This window comes from Pseudomonas sp. GW821-FHT11G12, assembly GCF_058808055.1.
In genome coordinates, this window is the sequence record NZ_JBXARH010000007.1 from 27896 (window position 1) to 45539 (window position 17644).

The 17644-nt window shown below is 60.3% G+C and carries 18 protein-coding genes; 3 read left to right on the forward strand and 15 right to left on the reverse strand.

The window, feature by feature from the left end:
- Positions 1-22 precede the first annotated feature (22 nt).
- The 5 genes from AC1RR7_RS20255 to minC all read right to left on the reverse strand — a co-directional run bounded on the left by AC1RR7_RS20255 (position 23) and on the right by minC (position 3870).
- Positions 23-1123 (reverse strand): hypothetical protein, encoded by a 1101-nt coding sequence (locus AC1RR7_RS20255; RefSeq protein WP_273535981.1) that lies wholly within the window; start codon positions 1121-1123, stop codon positions 23-25.
- Between the two features lie 46 nt (positions 1124-1169).
- Positions 1170-1805, reverse strand: a complete 636-nt coding sequence (locus tag AC1RR7_RS20260; protein ID WP_085732336.1) for an RluA family pseudouridine synthase — start codon at positions 1803-1805, stop codon at positions 1170-1172.
- Positions 1806-1896: 91 nt separating this feature from the next.
- On the reverse strand, positions 1897-2151 hold the full coding sequence (minE, locus tag AC1RR7_RS20265) for a cell division topological specificity factor MinE (protein WP_003223146.1): 255 nt from the start codon (positions 2149-2151) through the stop codon (positions 1897-1899).
- Entirely contained in the window at positions 2151-2963 is an 813-nt protein-coding gene (gene minD / locus AC1RR7_RS20270) for a septum site-determining protein MinD (protein ID WP_096822931.1), read from the reverse strand. Before minD ends, minE begins: the two co-directional genes overlap by 1 nt.
- A gap of 169 nt (positions 2964-3132) precedes the next feature.
- Positions 3133-3870 (reverse strand): septum site-determining protein MinC, encoded by a 738-nt coding sequence (gene minC / locus AC1RR7_RS20275; protein WP_096822970.1) that lies wholly within the window; start codon positions 3868-3870, stop codon positions 3133-3135.
- 117 nt (positions 3871-3987) lie between these two features.
- Between minC and AC1RR7_RS20280 the strand changes: the two genes are divergently transcribed.
- Positions 3988-4920, forward strand: a complete 933-nt coding sequence (locus tag AC1RR7_RS20280; protein ID WP_096822932.1) for a lipid A biosynthesis lauroyl acyltransferase — start codon at positions 3988-3990, stop codon at positions 4918-4920.
- A 35-nt stretch (positions 4921-4955) separates the two neighbouring features.
- Positions 4956-6128, forward strand: a complete 1173-nt coding sequence (locus AC1RR7_RS20285) for a patatin-like phospholipase family protein (RefSeq protein WP_273535977.1) — start codon at positions 4956-4958, stop codon at positions 6126-6128.
- A gap of 38 nt (positions 6129-6166) precedes the next feature.
- Here the strand turns inward: AC1RR7_RS20285 and AC1RR7_RS20290 are convergent, their stop codons facing one another.
- From AC1RR7_RS20290 to puuE, 8 genes are all read right to left on the reverse strand, one after another.
- Positions 6167-6952: an outer membrane protein OmpK gene (locus AC1RR7_RS20290; RefSeq protein ID WP_096822934.1), complete on the reverse strand. Its 786-nt coding sequence runs from the start codon at positions 6950-6952 to the stop codon at positions 6167-6169.
- A 372-nt stretch (positions 6953-7324) separates the two neighbouring features.
- Complete coding sequence (locus tag AC1RR7_RS20295) at positions 7325-8110, reverse strand: outer membrane protein OmpK (protein ID WP_096822935.1); 786 nt, start codon at positions 8108-8110, stop codon at positions 7325-7327.
- 85 nt (positions 8111-8195) lie between these two features.
- A complete protein-coding gene (locus tag AC1RR7_RS20300) occupies positions 8196-9554 on the reverse strand; it encodes a nucleobase:cation symporter-2 family protein (RefSeq protein ID WP_085608811.1) in 1359 nt (452 codons plus the stop codon).
- A 168-nt stretch (positions 9555-9722) separates the two neighbouring features.
- A complete protein-coding gene (locus AC1RR7_RS20305; protein ID WP_096822936.1) occupies positions 9723-11036 on the reverse strand; it encodes a urate hydroxylase PuuD in 1314 nt (437 codons plus the stop codon).
- A gap of 51 nt (positions 11037-11087) precedes the next feature.
- Positions 11088-11591, reverse strand: a complete 504-nt coding sequence (locus tag AC1RR7_RS20310; RefSeq protein WP_007960046.1) for an ureidoglycolate lyase — start codon at positions 11589-11591, stop codon at positions 11088-11090.
- A 151-nt stretch (positions 11592-11742) separates the two neighbouring features.
- A complete protein-coding gene (gene alc / locus AC1RR7_RS20315; protein ID WP_007960036.1) occupies positions 11743-12738 on the reverse strand; it encodes an allantoicase in 996 nt (331 codons plus the stop codon).
- A gap of 87 nt (positions 12739-12825) precedes the next feature.
- Entirely contained in the window at positions 12826-13341 is a 516-nt protein-coding gene (gene uraD, locus AC1RR7_RS20320; RefSeq protein ID WP_493158275.1) for a 2-oxo-4-hydroxy-4-carboxy-5-ureidoimidazoline decarboxylase, read from the reverse strand.
- Positions 13338-14264, reverse strand: coding sequence for an allantoinase PuuE (gene puuE / locus AC1RR7_RS20325; RefSeq protein WP_007960032.1), 927 nt, complete (start codon positions 14262-14264; stop codon positions 13338-13340). The genes uraD and puuE overlap by 4 nt, the downstream gene beginning before the upstream one ends.
- A gap of 420 nt (positions 14265-14684) precedes the next feature.
- Here puuE and uraH point away from each other — a divergent pair, with 420 nt between their 5' ends.
- The gene (gene uraH, locus AC1RR7_RS20330) at positions 14685-15038 is read left to right on the forward strand and encodes a hydroxyisourate hydrolase (protein WP_011333195.1); all 354 of its coding nucleotides are present in this window, start codon (positions 14685-14687) and stop codon (positions 15036-15038) included.
- A 108-nt stretch (positions 15039-15146) separates the two neighbouring features.
- On the opposite strand, the gene AC1RR7_RS20335 is transcribed toward uraH, so the two are convergent.
- A complete protein-coding gene (locus AC1RR7_RS20335) occupies positions 15147-16688 on the reverse strand; it encodes a hypothetical protein (RefSeq protein ID WP_493158276.1) in 1542 nt (513 codons plus the stop codon).
- Between the two features lie 259 nt (positions 16689-16947).
- On the reverse strand, positions 16948-17577 hold the full coding sequence (locus tag AC1RR7_RS20340) for a LysE family translocator (protein ID WP_493158277.1): 630 nt from the start codon (positions 17575-17577) through the stop codon (positions 16948-16950).
- Positions 17578-17644: the final 67 nt, after the last annotated feature.

Below are 17644 nucleotides of genomic sequence, written 5' to 3' on the forward strand. Positions count from 1 at the left end.
CTCCCGCAGTGGACAGTGTGGGTCAGCGGACGGCGGCCACGCGTTTTTTCAGGTAGTTCATGATGATTTTTTCATCTTCAGGCCGCTCCGGGCGCGGCAGTTGTTGCGGCCATCGGCTCTGGCTCAGGAGCTTTTTCTGACGGCTCTCGTCCCAGCGAAGAATCTCCCGCGAGGCACATTCCCACCATTCATGACGACAGGCGCTGTAGTACGGATGATCTGGCGCGGCGCTGCCGTACAGCAGATCGCGGCCGACCTTGCGCATCGTGCCGCTCTGGTTGCGCAGCTTCCATTTGATTTTCAGGCGCTGCCAGGCGGACGGAAACGGCTTGACCCTCGGCACGTCTTTGCACAGATCCACCAGGCGCTGGCTGAACTTCTCGCCGTGCTGGGAGAAGAAGAACGCCTGCATCGCATGGAAAAAGCGCTTTTCCGCGAAGTAGTGATAGATGTACTTGCGCGCCTCGACCACCGGTCGCTTGCGCAGGGCGAACGACAGAGCGATCTGTTCGATGGTATGGATCTCGAAACCGTCGGCCGTCCATTCGTCGATCAGACGGATCGACTCTTCGAACAATTTCCCGTCGCTGTCGGTTACGCCGCACAGCCCGCTGTTGTAGAGCTTGAAGCCGTTGTCCGGGGTTACGCCGTGGGCGCTGAGGTCGCGACCGAGCTTCAGGTAGTCGTCGCGCTCGAAGACGTCTTTCCAGTCGTATTCGAAACGATCCATCACTGATTGCCCGGGGGTGATGTGCTGGAACAGCCGATTCGGGTCACTGGTGAACAGGGTGTCGGTGTCGACGAACAAGGTTTTTTCGGCCAGTTGCAGGCCGGCGGCAATCGCGCAAGCCTTGCGTCGGTGGTGATAGCCGTTTTCGCCTTGCCAGCGGGTCAGGGTCGGCTCGTCGAGCAGCACGGTGTCGACCGGCCAGCCTTCGTAGTCCTGCGGCCGGTCGGTGAGAATCCTGATCGCCGGACGTTTGCCGGTCTTGGCCTGAGACAGGGCGGTCAGGATGCTGAACTTGGCTTCGCGCCGGTAAACATCCTGGTTGCCGTAAATCAGGTAGAGCAGTTGATGACGGGTCTTCTTGACGGGTGTTGCCAGGGAATCAGTACAACTCATCCGGAACAAAATCCTTTAAAACAGGCGGCTGCCGGTCAGGCAGTGCTTAAAACGGAGCCGGGCATTCGAAGCGCAAGCGCTCGCCGGACTGTGGGTGGGTAAAGCTGAGCATGCTCGCGTGCAGGCACAGGCGCGGCCAGGCGGCGAGGGCTTGCTCATGAGCATAGAGCCCGTCACCGAGCAGCGGGTGACCGATGGACAGCATGTGCACGCGTAGCTGGTGCGAGCGGCCAGTGATCGGCGTCAGCTCGACGCGGCACCAGTCGCCGCAACGTTCCAGCACGCGCCAGAAGGTCAGGGCGTGTTTGCCGAATTCGTGGTCGACCACGTGGCGTGGCTTGGTTGGCGGGTCGTAGCGCAGAGGCAGGTCGATGCTGCCGCTGTCCAGTTCCGGCTGACCCCAGCACAGGGCGGTGTAGGCTTTTTCGGTTTCGCGGTCATGAAATTGGCGCGACAGTTCGCGGTGGGTGTCCGCGTCGCGAGCCAGCAGAATGATGCCGGAGGTTTCCCAGTCCAGACGATGGACGATACGCGCTTCCGGGTAGCCGTTTTCCTGCAGGCGAGTGATCAGGCAGTCCTTGTTGTCGTCGGCCCGGCCGGGCACCGAGAGCAACAGGGTCGGTTTGTTCACCACCAGAACGGCGGCGTCCTGATGGATGATGTGGATGTTGGACAGCGGCATTAAAACAGCCTCGTAACAAATGCCAACGGCGGCTCAGGGCCCCTCCGGTGTCGGAAGGGCCCTGAGCCGCCGTCGTTCCTGCCGGATCGACTCAGCGATCTGGCAGGGTGATGTTGAGTTCCAGAATCGAGCAACTGCCCTGGCTCTCCAGTGCAACATGTACGTCGTCGTTGCCGATATTGACGTACTTGCGGATCACGTCCACCAGTTCCTTCTGCAAGGCTGGCAGGTAATCCGGCGTGCTGCGCTGGCCGCGCTCATGCGCCACGATGATCTGTAGACGCTCTTTCGCTACCGAGGCAGTGCTTGGCTTTTTGTTGGCACGAAAGAAGTCAAAAAGGTTCATTACCTACCTCCAAACAGGCGCTCGAAGAATCCCTTCTTCTCGACATCGAGGAACCGGTGTGCTTTGTCTTTGCCCAGCAGGCGGTCGACGGTGTCGCTGTAGGCCTGGCCGGCATCGCTCTGGTCGTCGAGGATGACCGGGACGCCCTGGTTGGAAGCCTTGAGCACCGCCTGGGATTCCGGGATCACGCCCAGCAGGGTCACCGAGAGGATTTCCTTGACGTCTTCGACGCCGAGCATTTCGCCCTTTTCAACGCGCTCCGGGTGGTAGCGGGTGATCAGCAGGTGTTCCTTGATCGGGTCTTCGCCACGTTCGGCGCGACGGGACTTGCTGGCCAGCAGGCCGAGCATGCGGTCCGAGTCACGTACCGAGGAGACTTCCGGGTTGGTCACGACGATCGCTTCGTCAGCGAAGTACATGGCCAGGTGGGCGCCTTTCTCGATGCCTGCCGGGGAGTCGCAGACCACGAACTCGAATTGTTCCTTGAGCTCCATCAGGACTTTTTCCACGCCTTCGACGGTCAGCGCGTCTTTGTCGCGGGTCTGGCTGGCGGCCAGCACATAGAGGTTTTCCAGGCGCTTGTCTTTGATCAGGGCCTGTTGCAGGTTGGCTTCGCCGTTCACGACGTTGACGAAGTCATACACCACGCGGCGCTCGCAACCCATGATCAGGTCAAGGTTACGCAAGCCCACGTCGAAGTCGACGATCACTGTTTTGTGGCCGCGCAGAGCGAGGCCGGTACCGATAGCGGCGCTGGTGGTGGTCTTACCCACACCACCCTTGCCGGATGTAACCACGAGAATCTTGGCCAAGGTGTTTCACCCCTAAGGAAGAAGGACTGTTCAGCCCCTGAAAAACATCTCTTGAAAACTACTGCAGTCGGACAGCCTTGGCTGGAATTTGGCTTTTGGCCTTTTTCCTACTTCGTTTGAGCCGTTTTCGCTACGTTTTAGAGATGCTTGGAAAATGCGGCAGTATCCGTTAAAGCCGAATGATGTTCAACACGTCGCCCGATAGGCTGACCTGTACACCCGAACCCCACATCGGATCGCGACGCAGGTCTTCGGAAACCTTGTAATGGCCTGCGATGGAGATCAGTTCAGCGCTCAATTGCTGACAGAAAATCCGCGCCTTGGTGTCGCCCTTGACCCCGGCCAGCGCACGACCGCGCATCGGGCCGTATACATGGATGTTGCCATCGGCGAGAAGTTCCGCCCCCGGGCTGACCGAGGAAACCACCACCAGATCGCCACCCTGGGCGTAGATCTGTTGGCCACCACGTACTGGCGTGGTGATGACGCGGGTCTGTTTGACGGTCGGCTCAGGCGGTTTTTCCGGCTTCTTCGGTGCGACGGGTTCAGCGGTTTCCAGCGGTCGCTCGCGGGCGCCGGACGGCGGCAGCACCGGAATGTCGATGGCGATGGCGGCGGCGATGTCTTCGATGCGGCTGGCGCGGATCGCCAGGGTGCGCAGACCGTGCTGGCGGCACACGCGCATCAGGCCTGGCAGGTCGACGGCGCCTTCGCTCGGCGGCAACTTGTCCAGCGCCAGAACCAGCGGCGCGTTGCTGAAGAAATTCGGTGCCTGGGCGACTTTGGCGGCCAATTGCCGATCGAGGCTGTCCAGGTCGTTGCGGGACAGTTCCAGCACCGTAATGGCGAGCATGCTGCCCTTCAGCTGGAACACGGGATCTTGGTCTGGCGATTCGGTTTGGCTCATGTCGGCATACAACGGCTTGTCACTAAAAGTGCCGAGACTTATAACGAGAACGCCCGCCAGCCGCAAGCCGGGTCGAACGATGTAGAATGCGCGGCCACTGTATTTACGGAAGCTTTAATGGATCGCCCGCGTTTTCGAAAAGCATTTCTTGCTCCACGCTTCTGGCCGCTCTGGTGCGGCCTGGGGCTGTTGTGGCTGATCGTGCAGCTGCCGTATCCGGCATTGCTGGCCATCGGTCGCTTTCTCGGTGCCTTGATGTATCGCTTTGCCGGCGACCGGCGGCGCATCGCCAAGCGCAATCTGGAACTGTGTTTCCCGGAAAAATCTGCTGCCGAGCGCAAACGCCTGCTCAAGGAAAACTTTGCCTCCACCGGCATCGCCTTCTTTGAAATGGCGATGAGCTGGTGGTGGTCGCGTCAGCGACTGGCGAAACTGGCCCACGTCGAAGGCCTGGAGCACCTGCAACAGGCCCAGCGCGAAGGCAAGGGCGTGATTCTGATGGCGGTGCATTTCACCACCCTGGAAATCGGCGCAGCGCTGCTCGGCCAGCAGCACACCATCGACGGCATGTACCGCGAGCACAAGAACCCGTTGTTCGACTTTATCCAGCGTCAGGGCCGCGAGCGGCACAATCTTGATTCGCTGGCGGTGGAGCGTGACGACGTGCGCGGGATGCTCAAGCTGCTGCGTTCCGGGCGTGCGATCTGGTACGCACCGGATCAGGATTACGGCGCCAAGCAAAGCATCTTCGTGCCGTTGTTCGGCATTCAGGCCGCGACGGTCACCGCCACCAGCAAGTTCGCCCGGTTGGGCAAGGCACTGGTGGTGCCGTTCACTCAGGAGCGTCTGGCCGACGGTAGCGGCTATCGTCTGGTGATCCATCCGCCGCTGGAAGGTTTCCCGGGCGAGACTGAAGAAGCCGACTGCATCCGCATCAATCAGTGGGTAGAAGGCGTGTTGCGCGATTGCCCCGAGCAGTACCTGTGGGCGCATCGTCGCTTCAAGAGCCGTCCGCCGGGCGAGCCGAAGCTGTACGCCAAACGTCGTTGATCCACCCAATCCCATAAGCACCACGGAGCGTTGCGATGAGCCCAGCTGAACCGGTCACAGGTTTGATTCTTTCCGGCGGCGGGGCTCGGGCGGCGTATCAGGTGGGGGTGCTGGCGGCGATTGCCGAACTGCTGCCGCTGGGCGCGGACAATCCGTTTCCGGTGATCGTCGGCACCTCGGCCGGGGCGATCAACGCGGTCAGCCTCGCCAGCGGCGCCACGGACTTTCGCGCCGCCATCGAACGCCTGACCCTGTTCTGGCAAGGCTTTCGCAGCCATCGCGTGCTGCGCAGCGACTGGCCGGGGGTGATCCGCCAGGCCAGCCGTTTCGTCAGCCACAGCCTGCTGGGCATGGGCCGGCAACTGCCGGTGGCGCTGCTCAACAGCTCGCCGCTGCGCCATCTGCTCAATGAAAAACTGCACATGCCCGGCATCGCCGAATCCATCGCCCGCAAGCAGTTGCATGCGGTGGCGGTGACTGCATTCGGCTACGAGTCGGGGCAAGCGGTGACCTTCTATCAGGGCGGCGGTAGCATCGATGCCTGGCTGCGCCATCGACGCATTGGCGTACCGACGCAATTGACCGTGGAGCATCTGCTCGCGAGTTCAGCGATCCCGCTGTTGTTCGCGCCGGTGAAAATCGGCGAGGAATTTTTCGGCGATGGCGCGGTGCGGCAGTCGGCACCGATCAGTCCGGCCTTGCACCTGGGTGCGAGCCGGGTGCTGGTGGTGGGCGTCAGCGGCAACCCGCGCGGGTTCGACCCGGCACAACCGCTGGAGCGCACTTACACCGGTCAACAGCCGACACTGGCGCAGATCGGCGGGCACATGCTCAACAGTACGTTCATTGACAGCCTGGAAAGCGATATCGAGCTGCTTCAGCGTCTGAACCAGTTCAGCCATCTGATGCCCGACGGAACGCCAACGCGGGCTTTGGGTGTGGCGCCAGTGGAAGTGCTGGTGATCTCGCCGAGTCAGCCAATCGATGAAATCGCGGCGCGGCATCGTCAGGAACTGCCGGCGGCGTTGCGGCTGTTTTTACGTGGTCCGGGGGCGACCAAAACGAGCGGGGCAGGGGTGTTGAGTTATTTACTGTTCGAGGCGGGGTATTGCAGTGAACTGATCGACCTGGGGCGGCGCGATGCGTTGGCCAAGCGCGATGAGCTGTGCCGGTTTCTCGGAATCAGCGAGGCGGTGGTTCCGGCCTGAAACAGATGGCGCCCTGGCGGGCGCCATCCGCAGCACTATCAGAAGTGGAACTTCACCAGGAAGCTGGTCACGTTCTGATTGGTGGTGAAGGCACGGGTGTCATCGATCCCGTACTTGTCTTTCCAGTAGTCGTATTCAACACCGACGTACAACTGCTTCTCGCCGAAATTCAGCGCCTTGCCCAGGTCGTATTTGACCTGTGGGTTGAAGTGCAGGTTGGCGTGGTATTCGCCTTTACTGTTGACGTCGTTGTCGACCACCCAGTCCATGTAGCCGTCGATCAGCACGTTCGAATTGCCGACCGGAATGGTGTAGGACCAGACTGGGGTGATCTGCCAGACGTTGTCACCCGGACGCGAGCCTTCGGTGTGACGCTGGTAGAAGTTCAGCTGGAAGTAATCGAAGCCCGGAATCGCCAGGTCGAAGCCTGGACCGATCAGGTAAGACTCGACGTCGCCTTCACCGAACTCGTAAGTCATCGCCAGCAGCACGTCTTTGATCGGTCCGAATTCGATCTTCTGGTCGAGGATCTTGCCGAGCGACAGGCGTGGGCTGAATTCGCCGTAATAGGTGTTGTTGCCGACGCCGCCGTCTGGCTTGCCGTTGTAGAAGATCTTGTCGATGAACAGGAAGTTGTCCCCATACTTCCATGCATCGGCGTGCTCGAAGGTGACCGTCTGCTGGATGGCCGGGTTGACCTTGAAATCCTTGCCGTAAAGGTAGGTCAGGCTGTTGTTCTGCCATTGCAGCAGACCGTCGGCCATGGCCTGACCCCCGGCCAGCATGGTTCCCGCAAGCATCAGGCTGGTGCTCATACGTTTCATTCGGTTGCTCCCAAAGTAGGTGTTCCACGTTTATTTTTTTGAGTCGGCGCTCTGGTGTGGCGCCTTTTTTCGTTGCTGCAAAAATCATCCATCCGGTCAGCTTTCATGCTGTTAGCAAGAGCTGAGCCAAGGCTTTTCGAAAAGCAAAAAAACGCCCGTCGGCTGCTGAAAAACAGTCGACTGAGCGTGTTTTCGGGACGCCTCGGTACTGACCGGGGCCGGGATAAGTTGGCCCGTTGGTCAGGAATTAAATCCGGGCTTTTTTTTAGACCGAATTCAGAAGGCCGCGGAGAATACTGACTCAACGGCCAGGTCTCAAGTGCCCCGCAACAGAGCACCGACGACAGGTAGGGGGCACGGTTGCGGGTCATCTTAGAAGTGCACCTTCACCAGCAGGCTGGCGGTGTTCTGATTGGTGTCGAGGTTGTGGCTGCTTTCGACCCCGTATTTGTTCTTCCAGTAGCTGTATTCGGTGCCGACATACAGCTGCTTCTGGCTCCAGCCGAGGGCTTTGCCCAGGTCGTATTTGATCTGCGGATTGATGTGCAGGTTGGCGTGATAGGTGCCGCGCGAGTTTTCGTCGTTGTCGACGACCCAGTCGAGGTAGCCATCGATCAGCACATCGGAATTGCCCACCGGAATGCTGTAGGACCAGCCCGGGGTGATCTGCCAGACACCATCGCCCGGGCGCGGGCCTTCGGTCTGGCGGCGGAAGATGTTCAGGGTGACGTAGTTGAAGCCCGGCACTTTCAGGTCGAAGCCGGGGCCGATCAGATAGGCCTCGCTCTCGCCTTCGCCGTACTCGTAGGTCATCGCCAGCAGCACGTCCTTGATCGGGCCGAATTCGAGCTTGCGGTCGAAGATCTTGCCGAACGAGAAGCGCGGGGTGAATTCGCCGTAGAAGGTGTGCGGGCCTTTGTTGCGGTCTTCCTGGCCGTTGTAGAAGATCTTGTCGACAAACAGGAAGTTGTCGCCGTACTTCCACTTGTCGGCGTGCTCGAACGTCACCGTCTGCTGGATCGACGGGTTGATCGCGAAGTTCTTGCCGTACAGATAGCTCAGGCTGTTGGTCTGCCACAGCAATAAATCGCCGGCCATGGCTTGTGATGCGGCCAGCAGGCCGCCGCTCAACAACACGTTGGTTTGAGTCCGGATCATCTGTTGCTCCCTCTTGTTTTTATTGTTTGAGGCAAAGCTGTCGCGAGGGGGCTGGCGTTGGCGAGCCCCTCTTTTACTCTTCGGATCAGTGCGGGTGTGCGTGACAGTCGTTGATGGCCGCGCGTTCGGCGCCGCCCAGGATGTTGAACAACAGGTTCAGCGTCAGCGCGCTGAGGGTGGCCATGGCGATGCCGCTGTGGGTGATCGGGCTCATCCACAATGGCAAGTGGGCGAAGAATTCCGGGCGCACCACCGGGATCAGGCCCATGCCGATGCTTACCGCTACCAGCAACTGATTGCGCCGGTCGCCGATGTCGGCCTCTTGCAGGATCTTGATACCGGTAGCCGCCACCATGCCGAACATCGCAATCGCCGCGCCGCCCAGCACTGCCGGTGGAATCGACGCCACCAGGAACGCCGCTTTCGGCAACAGGCTCAGAACGATCAGCAAGCCCCCAGCGACGATGGTCACCGAGCGGCAGCGCACACCGGTCATCTGCACCAGGCCGATGTTCTGCGCGAAGGAGGAGTGGGTGAAGGTGTTGAAGAACCCGGCAACGAACGATGCGCCGGCATCACACAGCAAGCCGCGACGCAGCATGCGTGGGCAGACTTCCTGGCCGGTGATCTTGCCCAGTGCGAGGAACATCCCGGTGGACTCGACGAAGATGATCACCACCACCAGACACATCGACAGGATCGGTGCCAGTTCGAACTTCGGCATGCCGAAATGCAGCGGGGTGACGAATTGAACCCATGGCGCGTTGGCCATGCCGCTCAGATCGACCATGCCGATGGCGCCGCAGAGCACGTAGCCCAGGCACATGCCGATCAGCACGGAAATGTTGACCCAGAAACCGCGCATGAAGCGGTGGATCAGCAGAATGGTGGCCAGCACCAGCGCAGCGATGGCCAGATAAATCGGTGAACCGAATTGAGCGGCGCCAGCACCGCCACCGGCCCAGTTCACGGCCACGGGGAACAACGATAAACCGATCGAGGTGATGACCGTGCCGGTCACGAGAGGAGGGAAGAAGCGCACGACCTTGGACATGAACGGCGCGATGATCATGCCGAAGAACCCGGCGGCGATGGTAGCGCCGAAGATCCCCTGCAGACCGATGCCGGGCATGCCGGCCATGGCGACCATGCTGCCGACAGCGGCGAAACTGGCACCCATCATCACCGGCATGCGAATGCCCATCGGGCCGATCCCTAAGGATTGCACGATGGTGGCGATACCGGCGACCAGCAGGTCAGCGTTGATCAGGAAGGCGATTTCTTCACGACTCAGGCCAGCGGCCTGTCCGATGATCAGCGGTACCGCGATGGCGCCGCCGTACATCAGCAGAACATGTTGCAAACCGACCAGGATCAGTTGCAAAAGGGGCAAACGCTGAATGGCGGGTGCGTCGGGGATGCGCGCTTTGGACAGCTCGGACATGCAACACCTCGGATCTTTTTTATTCTTGTGATTGAACAGCTGCCGGGTTGCTCACAGCTGTCCTTTTGCATCAGGTAAACCGCGTTGCGGCTAATCGCAGGCAAGCCAGCTCCCACAGGATTGTGTGAATCCCTGTGTGAGCGGGCTTGCCCGCGATGCTTTTATTGCTTAGTTGGTCTGGGCTCCCTGCGCGATCCATGCACCGATCAGGTCACGTTCCTGCTGGGTCATCTGCGTGATGTTGCCCAGTGGCATGATCTGCGTAGTGATGGCTTGCGCCTGGATCCGCGCCGCGTTCTGGCGGATCTGCTCGGGGGTGTCGAACATCACACCGGCCGGTGCCGCGCTGAACAGCGGGCTGGTCGGTTTGGCCGAATGGCAGACCGCGCAGCGTTCCTGGATCACGTTGTGCACCTTGTCGAACGCAGGGCCGGTGTTGGACGCCTGAGCCGGAGCAGCGGCCGGTGCAGCAGGTGCGGCCGGTTGTGCCGCTTCAGCCGGTTTCGCGCCACCACCCAGGGCCGTTTCCGGCAGCGGCTGGTACTCGATTTTCGCAGGTGCCTTGGCCACTTCCGGCGCGGTCGGCATCGGCGCAGGGCCGGTGACGTAAGCCAGGGTGATCATGCCTACCGCTGCCACTGGCAGAGTCCAGGCAAACTTGTGGCTGTCGTGACGGGTGTTGAAGTAGTGACGCACCAACACCGCCAACACGGCGATCCCGGCCAGGATCAACCAGTTGTACTGGCTGCCGTAAGTGCTCGGGAAGTGGTTGCTGATCATGATGAACAGCACCGGCAGGGTGAAGTAGTTGTTGTGACGCGAACGCAGCAGGCCTTTGGCCGGCAGGGCCGGATCCGGCGTGCGGTTCTCGGCGATCGCAGCCACCAGTGCGCGTTGCGCCGGCATGATGATGCGGAACACGTTGCCGACCATGATGGTGCCGATGATCGCGCCGACGTGCAGGTACGCACCACGACCGCTGAACACCTTGCTGAAGCCATACGCCGCGCCGATGATCAGCACGAACAGGATGAAGCCGAGCAGGGCAGGTTTCTTGCCGAGGGGCGAATCGCAGAGGAAGTCGTAGATGAACCAGCCGGCGATCAGCGAACCGATGCCGATGGCCACGCCTTCAGGGCCGGTCAGGCCGCTGCCGGGTGCCACGAGGTAGAGCACGGGGTTGGAGTAGAACACCACGCACAGCAGCGCGATCCCCGACATCCAGGTGAAATAGGCTTCCCATTTGAACCAGTGCAGGTTCTCCGGCATCGACGGAGGGGCCAGTTTGTATTTTTCCAGGTGATAGATACCGCCGCCGTGGATCGCCCACAGATCACCGGCAAGACCGGTTTTCGGGTTGACGCGGTTGAGGTTGTTCTCCAGCCAGACGAAGTAGAACGACGCGCCGATCCAGGCCACGCCAGTGATCATGTGAACCCAGCGCACGCTCAGGTTCAGCCATTCCAACAGATGTGCTTCCACAGTCTTTACCTCTCGCCTGTCACTCTTGTTGTCGAGTGATCAGACCTTCTCTTATTGGTGGGGGGCGAGGATCAAACGCTCATCCTCTTTGAAAAAATGCTCATCGCAGTTATTGCCTGTGCCACTGCGATCAACCACCAGGAAGTCATCCCGCTTTTCGATCGTCAGCACCGGATGGTGCCAGACGCCGCGATGGTAATTGATGCCCTGCCTGCCGTTGGTGACGAAGGCGCGGACCAAGCCTGATACAGGTTCATCGCCAAGTGGCGCGACCACGATCAGAAAGGGGTTGCCGAGCAGCGGAATGAAAGCCTGGCTGCCCAGCGGATGGCGTTCCAGCATGCTGACGGTCAGCGGCATGTCCTGCGCGTCGGCGCGGAAGATGCTGATGATCGCGTTGTCCTCAGGCGTCGCGGTTTCGACCGTCGCCAGTTTGTGGAAGCGCATGGTCGAACCGTTGTTGATCATGAAGTGATCGCTGCCGTCGGTTTCGATCACGTCACCGAAAGGGGCGAAGGCTTCTTTGGTCAGCGGTTCAATCGTCAGTGTGCGCATGCTGTTCTTCTTAATCTCTTGAAAATTGATCGTTCCCACGCTCTGCGTGGGAACGCTGCCATGGACGCTCCGCGTCCACTGTGACGCGGAGCGTCACGGTATGCATTCCCACGCAGACGGTTCGACGCCTCGACGTGGGAACGATCGGGTGTTACTTCGCGACTTTGCCCAGTACGCGCAGGCGGCTCACACCACCGTCCGGGAACACGTTCAGACGGATGTGGGTGATCGGGCCCAGTGCCTTGATCTGCTCGACGAAGGTGTGTTCGGCGTGCATTTCCAGCTTCTGGCTCGGCAGCAGTTCGCGCCAGAACAGCGACTGGGTTTCGATCTGGCTGTCGGTGCCGCCCTTGACGAACGCGCCCTGGATCGAGCAGGTGTCCGGGTAGTTGCCCTTGAAGTGCAGGGTGTCGACGATGATTTTCTCGATCTCGCCCGGGTGGCCCAGCGCGACGATCACCCAGTCATTGCCCGGGGTACGACGACGCGCGGTTTCCCAGCCGTCGCCCATGTTGATGCCACGGCCCGGGTTGAGGATGTTGCTCATGCGGCCGAAGTGTTCGTCGGAGCAGGCGAGGGCGCGGCCACCGTTGAGGGCTGCTGCCAGGTCCACTTGCTCGTTGTCGCCAACAGCCGACCAGTCGCGAAACGGAATGCCGTACACGCGCAGACGGGCAACACCGCCGTCCGGGTAGATGTTGAAGCGCAGGTGGCTGAACGCCTTGTCGTTGCTGATTTCGTGGTAGTGGTGGCTGTTGCCCTGCAGCTCGACGGCCGACAGCACTTCAGTCCACTGGGTGTTTTCGTCCGGCTCGCCCGAGGCCAGGAAGCACGCTTCCAGAGAGGCCGATGGCGGGAAGTTGCCGGTGAAGAATGAAGTGTCGATGTCCACGCCTTTGATCGAACCCGGTACGCCCAGGCGGATTACCGCGCTGTCGTAGCCTTCGAAGCGCTTGCGGCGCGATTCCCAGCCGTCCATCCACTTGCCGTTGTCATCGAACACGCCCTCCTTCCACACGGCCGGGGTCGGCTGAAACAGACGATTGGCGTCTGCGAACCAGTCATCGGTGACCGAGATGATTTTGGTGCCCAGACGGGCATCGGCCAGGTTGACGAACTTCTCGAAAGGTACGGCGTAAGCTTTCATTCTTCTTGTCTGCCTTTAAATAAGTGGCTTGGGATGCTTGCGAGGCCCTGGGCGTTCTCCGCGTCTGACACGCTCGGGCCATGCTCGCTAAAGAGTCAGTAAACGGAACAGGGCGATCTTGTTGATCTCCGCCAGCGCGCATTTGAACTCGGTGTCGACCGGGTTGTGAATGCGCGTTTCGAACGCCGCGAGGATCTGATGCCGGTTGCTGCCTTTTACCGCCATGATGAAGGGAAACTTGAACTTGGCCTTGTAGGCGTCGTTCAGCTCGGTGAAGCGAGAAAACTCTTCGGCCGTGCATTGGTGAATACCGGCGCCAGCCTGTTCATTGGTGCTGGCTTCGGTCAACTGGCCCTGGACGGCAGCTTTGCCGGCCAGGTCCGGGTGAGCGTTGATCAGTGCCAGCTGACTGGCGTGATCGGCGCTCAACAGGATGTCGCTCATGCGCTGGTGCAGGGTTTCGATCTGGTCGATCGACGCGTCCTGACCCAGGTCGAAGGCCTTCTCGGCCACCCATGGCGAATGTTCGTAGATGTCGGCGAAGGCGTTGACGAAGGCGTCGCGGCTCAGGGTCGACGGTTTCAGGGTTTGAAAGGTGCTCATTTGGCAGCCCCTTGGTACGGGTGGGTTTCGTGCCAGTGACGCGCGATGTCGACGCGACGGCTGAACCACACCTGTTCATGACTTTTGGCGTATTCGATAAAACGCTTGAGCGAAGCCAGACGCGCCGGACGGCCCACCAGACGGCAGTGCAGGCCGATCGACAGCATCTTCGGTGCTTCGGCGCCTTCGGCGTACAGCACATCGAACGCGTCTTTGAGGTATTCGAAGAAGTCGTCGCCCTTGTTGAAACCCTGGACCTGGGTGAAGCGCATGTCGTTGGTGTCCAGGGTGTACGGGATCACCAGGTGCGGCTTGCCGGTCGGGTTGTTCGGTTCCCAGTAGGGCAGGTCGTCGTCGTAGGTGTCGCAGTCGTAGAGGAAACCGCCTTCTTCCATCACCAGACGACGGGTGTTCGGGCCGGTGCGACCGGTGTACCAGCCCAGTGGGCGCTCGCCGGTGAGTTCGGTAAGGATGCGGATCGCTTCGAGCATGTGCTCGCGTTCCTGCGCCTCGTCCATGTACTGGTAGTCGATCCAGCGGTAGCCGTGGCTGCAGATCTCGTGGCCGGCCTCGACCATCGCGCGGATCACGTCCGGGTGGCGCTGGGCGGCCATGGCCACGGCGAAGATGGTCAGCGGAATGTCGAATTCCTTGAACAGTTTCAGGATCCGCCAGACGCCGGCACGGCTGCCATACTCGTAAAGCGATTCCATGCTCATGTTGCGCGCGCCTTGCAGAGGCTGGGCCGCGACCATTTCCGAGAGGAAGGCTTCCGATTCTTTGTCGCCGTGCAGAATGTTGCGCTCGCCGCCTTCTTCGTAATTGAGTACGAAGGACAGGGCGATCCGGGCATTGCCCGGCCAGTGTGGGTGAGGAGGGTTACTGCCGTAACCGATCAGGTCGCGTGGGTAGTCAGCGCTCACTGCAGTCTTCCTTCTTATTCGTTGACAGGTTGTGTAACGGCCTGCACAGGCTGGCGTCACAGCGATGGGCTGATTGTATACAACTTTATTCTCAATTTGTAAGCCTGAATTTTCGCATTTTTCACCGGCTGTCATCTTTTACTGCTAATGGCGTGAGCCTGCAAGAAACCTGCCTGACCAGTCAGCTAATGGACTGGGGGTTCAATGAATGCATGGTGCAAGGGCAGATCACCGGGAAATCGGAGGATGGCGGGGGTAAGAGGAAAAATGTCGTTTTTATTGTGTACAATTTTTTTGAAAAGTGTCTTAATCAATCGCTCGCCGCAGCTTTTCGTGCTCCGAAACGGTGCGGTCTCCTTTTCAACTGACTTCGGGAGGCGCGAAGTCTGACTGCTCCACGCAGGCAGGCGCGCAGAATCAATGGGACGTTTGACAACACACGTTTTGGACGCTGCACACGGTTGCCCGGGCAGCTCGATCAAGGTCGAGCTGTACCGTGTTGAAGGTTCGCACCTGGAATTGGTCGCCAGTGCGCTTACCAACAGCGATGGCCGGGTCGATGCGCCGCTGCTGCAAGGCGATGACTACCGTACCGGTGTCTATCAGGTTCAGTTCCACGCCGGCGATTACTACCGCGCCCGTGGCGTCCAGTTGCCGGAGCCGGCATTTCTGGACGTGGTGGTGCTGCGGTTCGGCATCTCTGCCGAACAGGATCACTACCACGTACCGTTGCTGATCTCGCCTTACAGCTATTCCACCTATCGGGGCAGCTGACCCCCAAGCAGCTGCCCCTACCGGGAAGCGACTGCGCATATAGCTTCTTTGGTCTTTCGCCCGCTCACACTGCGGGCTTTTTTTCGTCGGTCATTCAGCAACCTGCGATCACAGCCGCGCGTGTCCGTCGCGCACGATAAACACCGTGTCGTCAGCGTTCGCCAGCGTCTGCGGGCCGCCCCTGAGCCAGACGACTTTGTGGGTGGCGTGTGCTGCAATAACCGCCGCTGCCGCCGCTGCACCCACCTGAATGTGCAGGCGCAGGCTGGCGCTGTGCTGATCGACATTCAGCGTCTGGTTGATCTTGCGACCCCGGATGCGATGCAGGCTGATGAAAAACACGTAGTCATGCCCGGTGCGTTTGAACACCAGCGCCGGAAAAGAGTTGGACGGGCTGGGATCGAACACGGCGTAGCCGTTACGGGTCAGCAGCGTCGCCATGAAACGTTTGAGATCCACCGCCGATTGAGTGTTGGTCGAATACAGCCATTCCTGGCGAAACAGCGCCGGATCGAAATCCAGTCGCTGCAATGGGCCACCCGGTGTCGGTGTCGGCAGTTCGATGACGCGGATCGCTCCACCACCCGACGTCGGCAGAATCGGCAGCATCAGCAGTGGGTCAGCCAGTTGCGGGCGTGGATGGGAATTTCCGGTTTTCCAGTCGTTGAAGGTTTGTCGCAGCAGGGTCAGTCCCGAGCCGGTGGCGATGTTGGCGCCATTCGCCAGTACAAACTGATGGAAGGCGATGTTCTCCAGTGAGGTCGCCGATAACTCCGGAAAGTATTGGCTGACGTAATTCGTCAATGGGCGTTCGAACGGTAACGTCGGATCAATTTGCCAGTGCTGGGCCGGTGGAACCTGAATGGCGCCTCGCGGCTGTTGCTGCGGGTCCAGTCTGAGTGTGCGGTCCAGCAGGTCGAAGTCGTAGATCAGATGATTCGGGTTCTTGATGTAGACGATCGGATCGTTCGCGTTGCCGCGTGGAATGACTTTGTACTGAATCCCGTCGACGCGGATGTCGCCCGGGGTGGCGTGTTGCGGGTCGATGCTCCAACCGTTCCACGGCGTCTCCTCAAGGCGTGGGCGTTTTGACGGTACGGCGGACGGTTCATCATCCGGCACTCGGTGGCGTGAAATGAACAATTGCGAGGTGCCGGCGTCCGGCGCATTTCCCGTCAGGACCGGACGCCACACCAGCGTCCCCTCAACCCGTTCCAGCAACGGACCGGACGCGAGGAGCTCGTTCGAAAGCCTGGCTCTCATTCCATTCTGTGCATCCGGTCCGATCTGCACCGTTCCGCCCTCGACAAGATCGACATAGGCATGGCGGCCCGCTGAACGAATGCCGTTCAGCAGGTCGGGAGGCGGCAGTCGGTTGACCAGCCCGGGTGCGAGAAAATAACTGCCGATCGGCCTTTGTACGGTGCTGTCCCGGACGTGCGTCTCGGCAGGGAGGTCGTAGATTTCGATCATCTGCCGGCGGGTCACAGGTGGCGCAGGCAACTGCCAGGCCGGGTGGCTCAAGGTCGGATCGATCAAGGTGTCGGGCATCAGGCGCGGTGGTGTTGGAGTGTCCGGCGGGGTGTCCCGTACGACAGGCGTGGTATCCGGCGTATCTGTTTTCGGTCGGGTGGGGCGTTTGGGGCTCATTGATTGTTTGGCTCTGTCAGGCAATCGATTATCTGGAGGGCACCGCCTCCGTGCGCCAGATGAGGCGCACGATGCGCAGAAATGATCGTCAAGCCGGGGTTTTGACGGGTGGTACATATGTATAGCGAAGACAGATGGACCCGATCGGGCAATCGTTCATCAGAAGAGGCGAGGGGGTTTAGCGAAGCGTCTGCCACCCTCGCATGGCGATTCGAGGGCGGCAGTCAGTTGCAAATCTGGGCAGTCAGGACGCGATATTTCAGTGACCGCTCAGCAGCGATGCGGTACCTGCGCCGCCAAACAGACCGGCGCTGATCCGGTTGAACCAGCTCTGACCCTTGCCGCTGCGCAGGTAGCGCGCCGCACCATGGGCACCGAGCCCGTAGGTCAACTTGCACAGCAGATCGAGCACCGTCCAGGTGGCGATCATCACCAGCAGTTGTGGGAGGAACGGTTGTTGCGCACTGAGGAACTGCGGCAGAAACGCGGCAAAGAACAAAATGTCTTTCGGATTGCTCGCGCCCAGCACGAAGGCCCGGCTGAACAATGCGCGGAATTTCGGAACCGGTGCCGCTTGCGGAACCTCGGCGCCGGTCGATGGCTGGCGTGATTGCTGCCAGCTCTGCCAGGCGAGGTAGAACAGGTAGATCGCGCCGATGATTTTCAGGGCGCTGAACAGTTTTTCGGACGCCAGCAGCAGGGCACCCAGCCCCAGCGCCGAGGCACTGAGCAGGCAGATCGATGCGAATACGCCACCGAGAAATGCCGGGTATGAACGGCGCAAACCGTAATTCAGACTGTTGCTGATCATCAGCAATGACAGCGGCCCCGGAATCAGGATCACCACAAGCGCAGCGCCGCTGAACAGCAGCCAGGTTTCCAGACTCATCACTTTCTCCTTTTTATCGTTATCAAGAATGTGCAAAAGCCCCACCCGCAAGGGTGAGGCTGTTTTG

Coding starts and splice junctions, on each gene's coding strand:
- AC1RR7_RS20255 (WP_273535981.1), bottom strand. CDS start 1,123: ATGAGTTGTACTGATTCCCTGGCAACACCCGTCAAGAAGACCCGTCAT.
- AC1RR7_RS20260 (WP_085732336.1), bottom strand. CDS start 1,805: ATGCCGCTGTCCAACATCCACATCATCCATCAGGACGCCGCCGTTCTG.
- minE (WP_003223146.1), bottom strand. CDS start 2,151: ATGAACCTTTTTGACTTCTTTCGTGCCAACAAAAAGCCAAGCACTGCC.
- minC (WP_096822970.1), bottom strand. CDS start 3,870: ATGAGCCAAACCGAATCGCCAGACCAAGATCCCGTGTTCCAGCTGAAG.
- AC1RR7_RS20280 (WP_096822932.1), top strand. CDS start 3,988: ATGGATCGCCCGCGTTTTCGAAAAGCATTTCTTGCTCCACGCTTCTGG.
- AC1RR7_RS20285 (WP_273535977.1), top strand. CDS start 4,956: ATGAGCCCAGCTGAACCGGTCACAGGTTTGATTCTTTCCGGCGGCGGG.
- AC1RR7_RS20290 (WP_096822934.1), bottom strand. CDS start 6,952: ATGAAACGTATGAGCACCAGCCTGATGCTTGCGGGAACCATGCTGGCC.
- AC1RR7_RS20295 (WP_096822935.1), bottom strand. CDS start 8,110: ATGATCCGGACTCAAACCAACGTGTTGTTGAGCGGCGGCCTGCTGGCC.
- AC1RR7_RS20300 (WP_085608811.1), bottom strand. CDS start 9,554: ATGTCCGAGCTGTCCAAAGCGCGCATCCCCGACGCACCCGCCATTCAG.
- AC1RR7_RS20310 (WP_007960046.1), bottom strand. CDS start 11,591: ATGCGCACACTGACGATTGAACCGCTGACCAAAGAAGCCTTCGCCCCT.
- alc (WP_007960036.1), bottom strand. CDS start 12,738: ATGAAAGCTTACGCCGTACCTTTCGAGAAGTTCGTCAACCTGGCCGAT.
- uraD (WP_493158275.1), bottom strand. CDS start 13,341: ATGAGCACCTTTCAAACCCTGAAACCGTCGACCCTGAGCCGCGACGCC.
- uraH (WP_011333195.1), top strand. CDS start 14,685: ATGGGACGTTTGACAACACACGTTTTGGACGCTGCACACGGTTGCCCG.
- AC1RR7_RS20335 (WP_493158276.1), bottom strand. CDS start 16,688: ATGAGCCCCAAACGCCCCACCCGACCGAAAACAGATACGCCGGATACC.
- AC1RR7_RS20340 (WP_493158277.1), bottom strand. CDS start 17,577: ATGAGTCTGGAAACCTGGCTGCTGTTCAGCGGCGCTGCGCTTGTGGTG.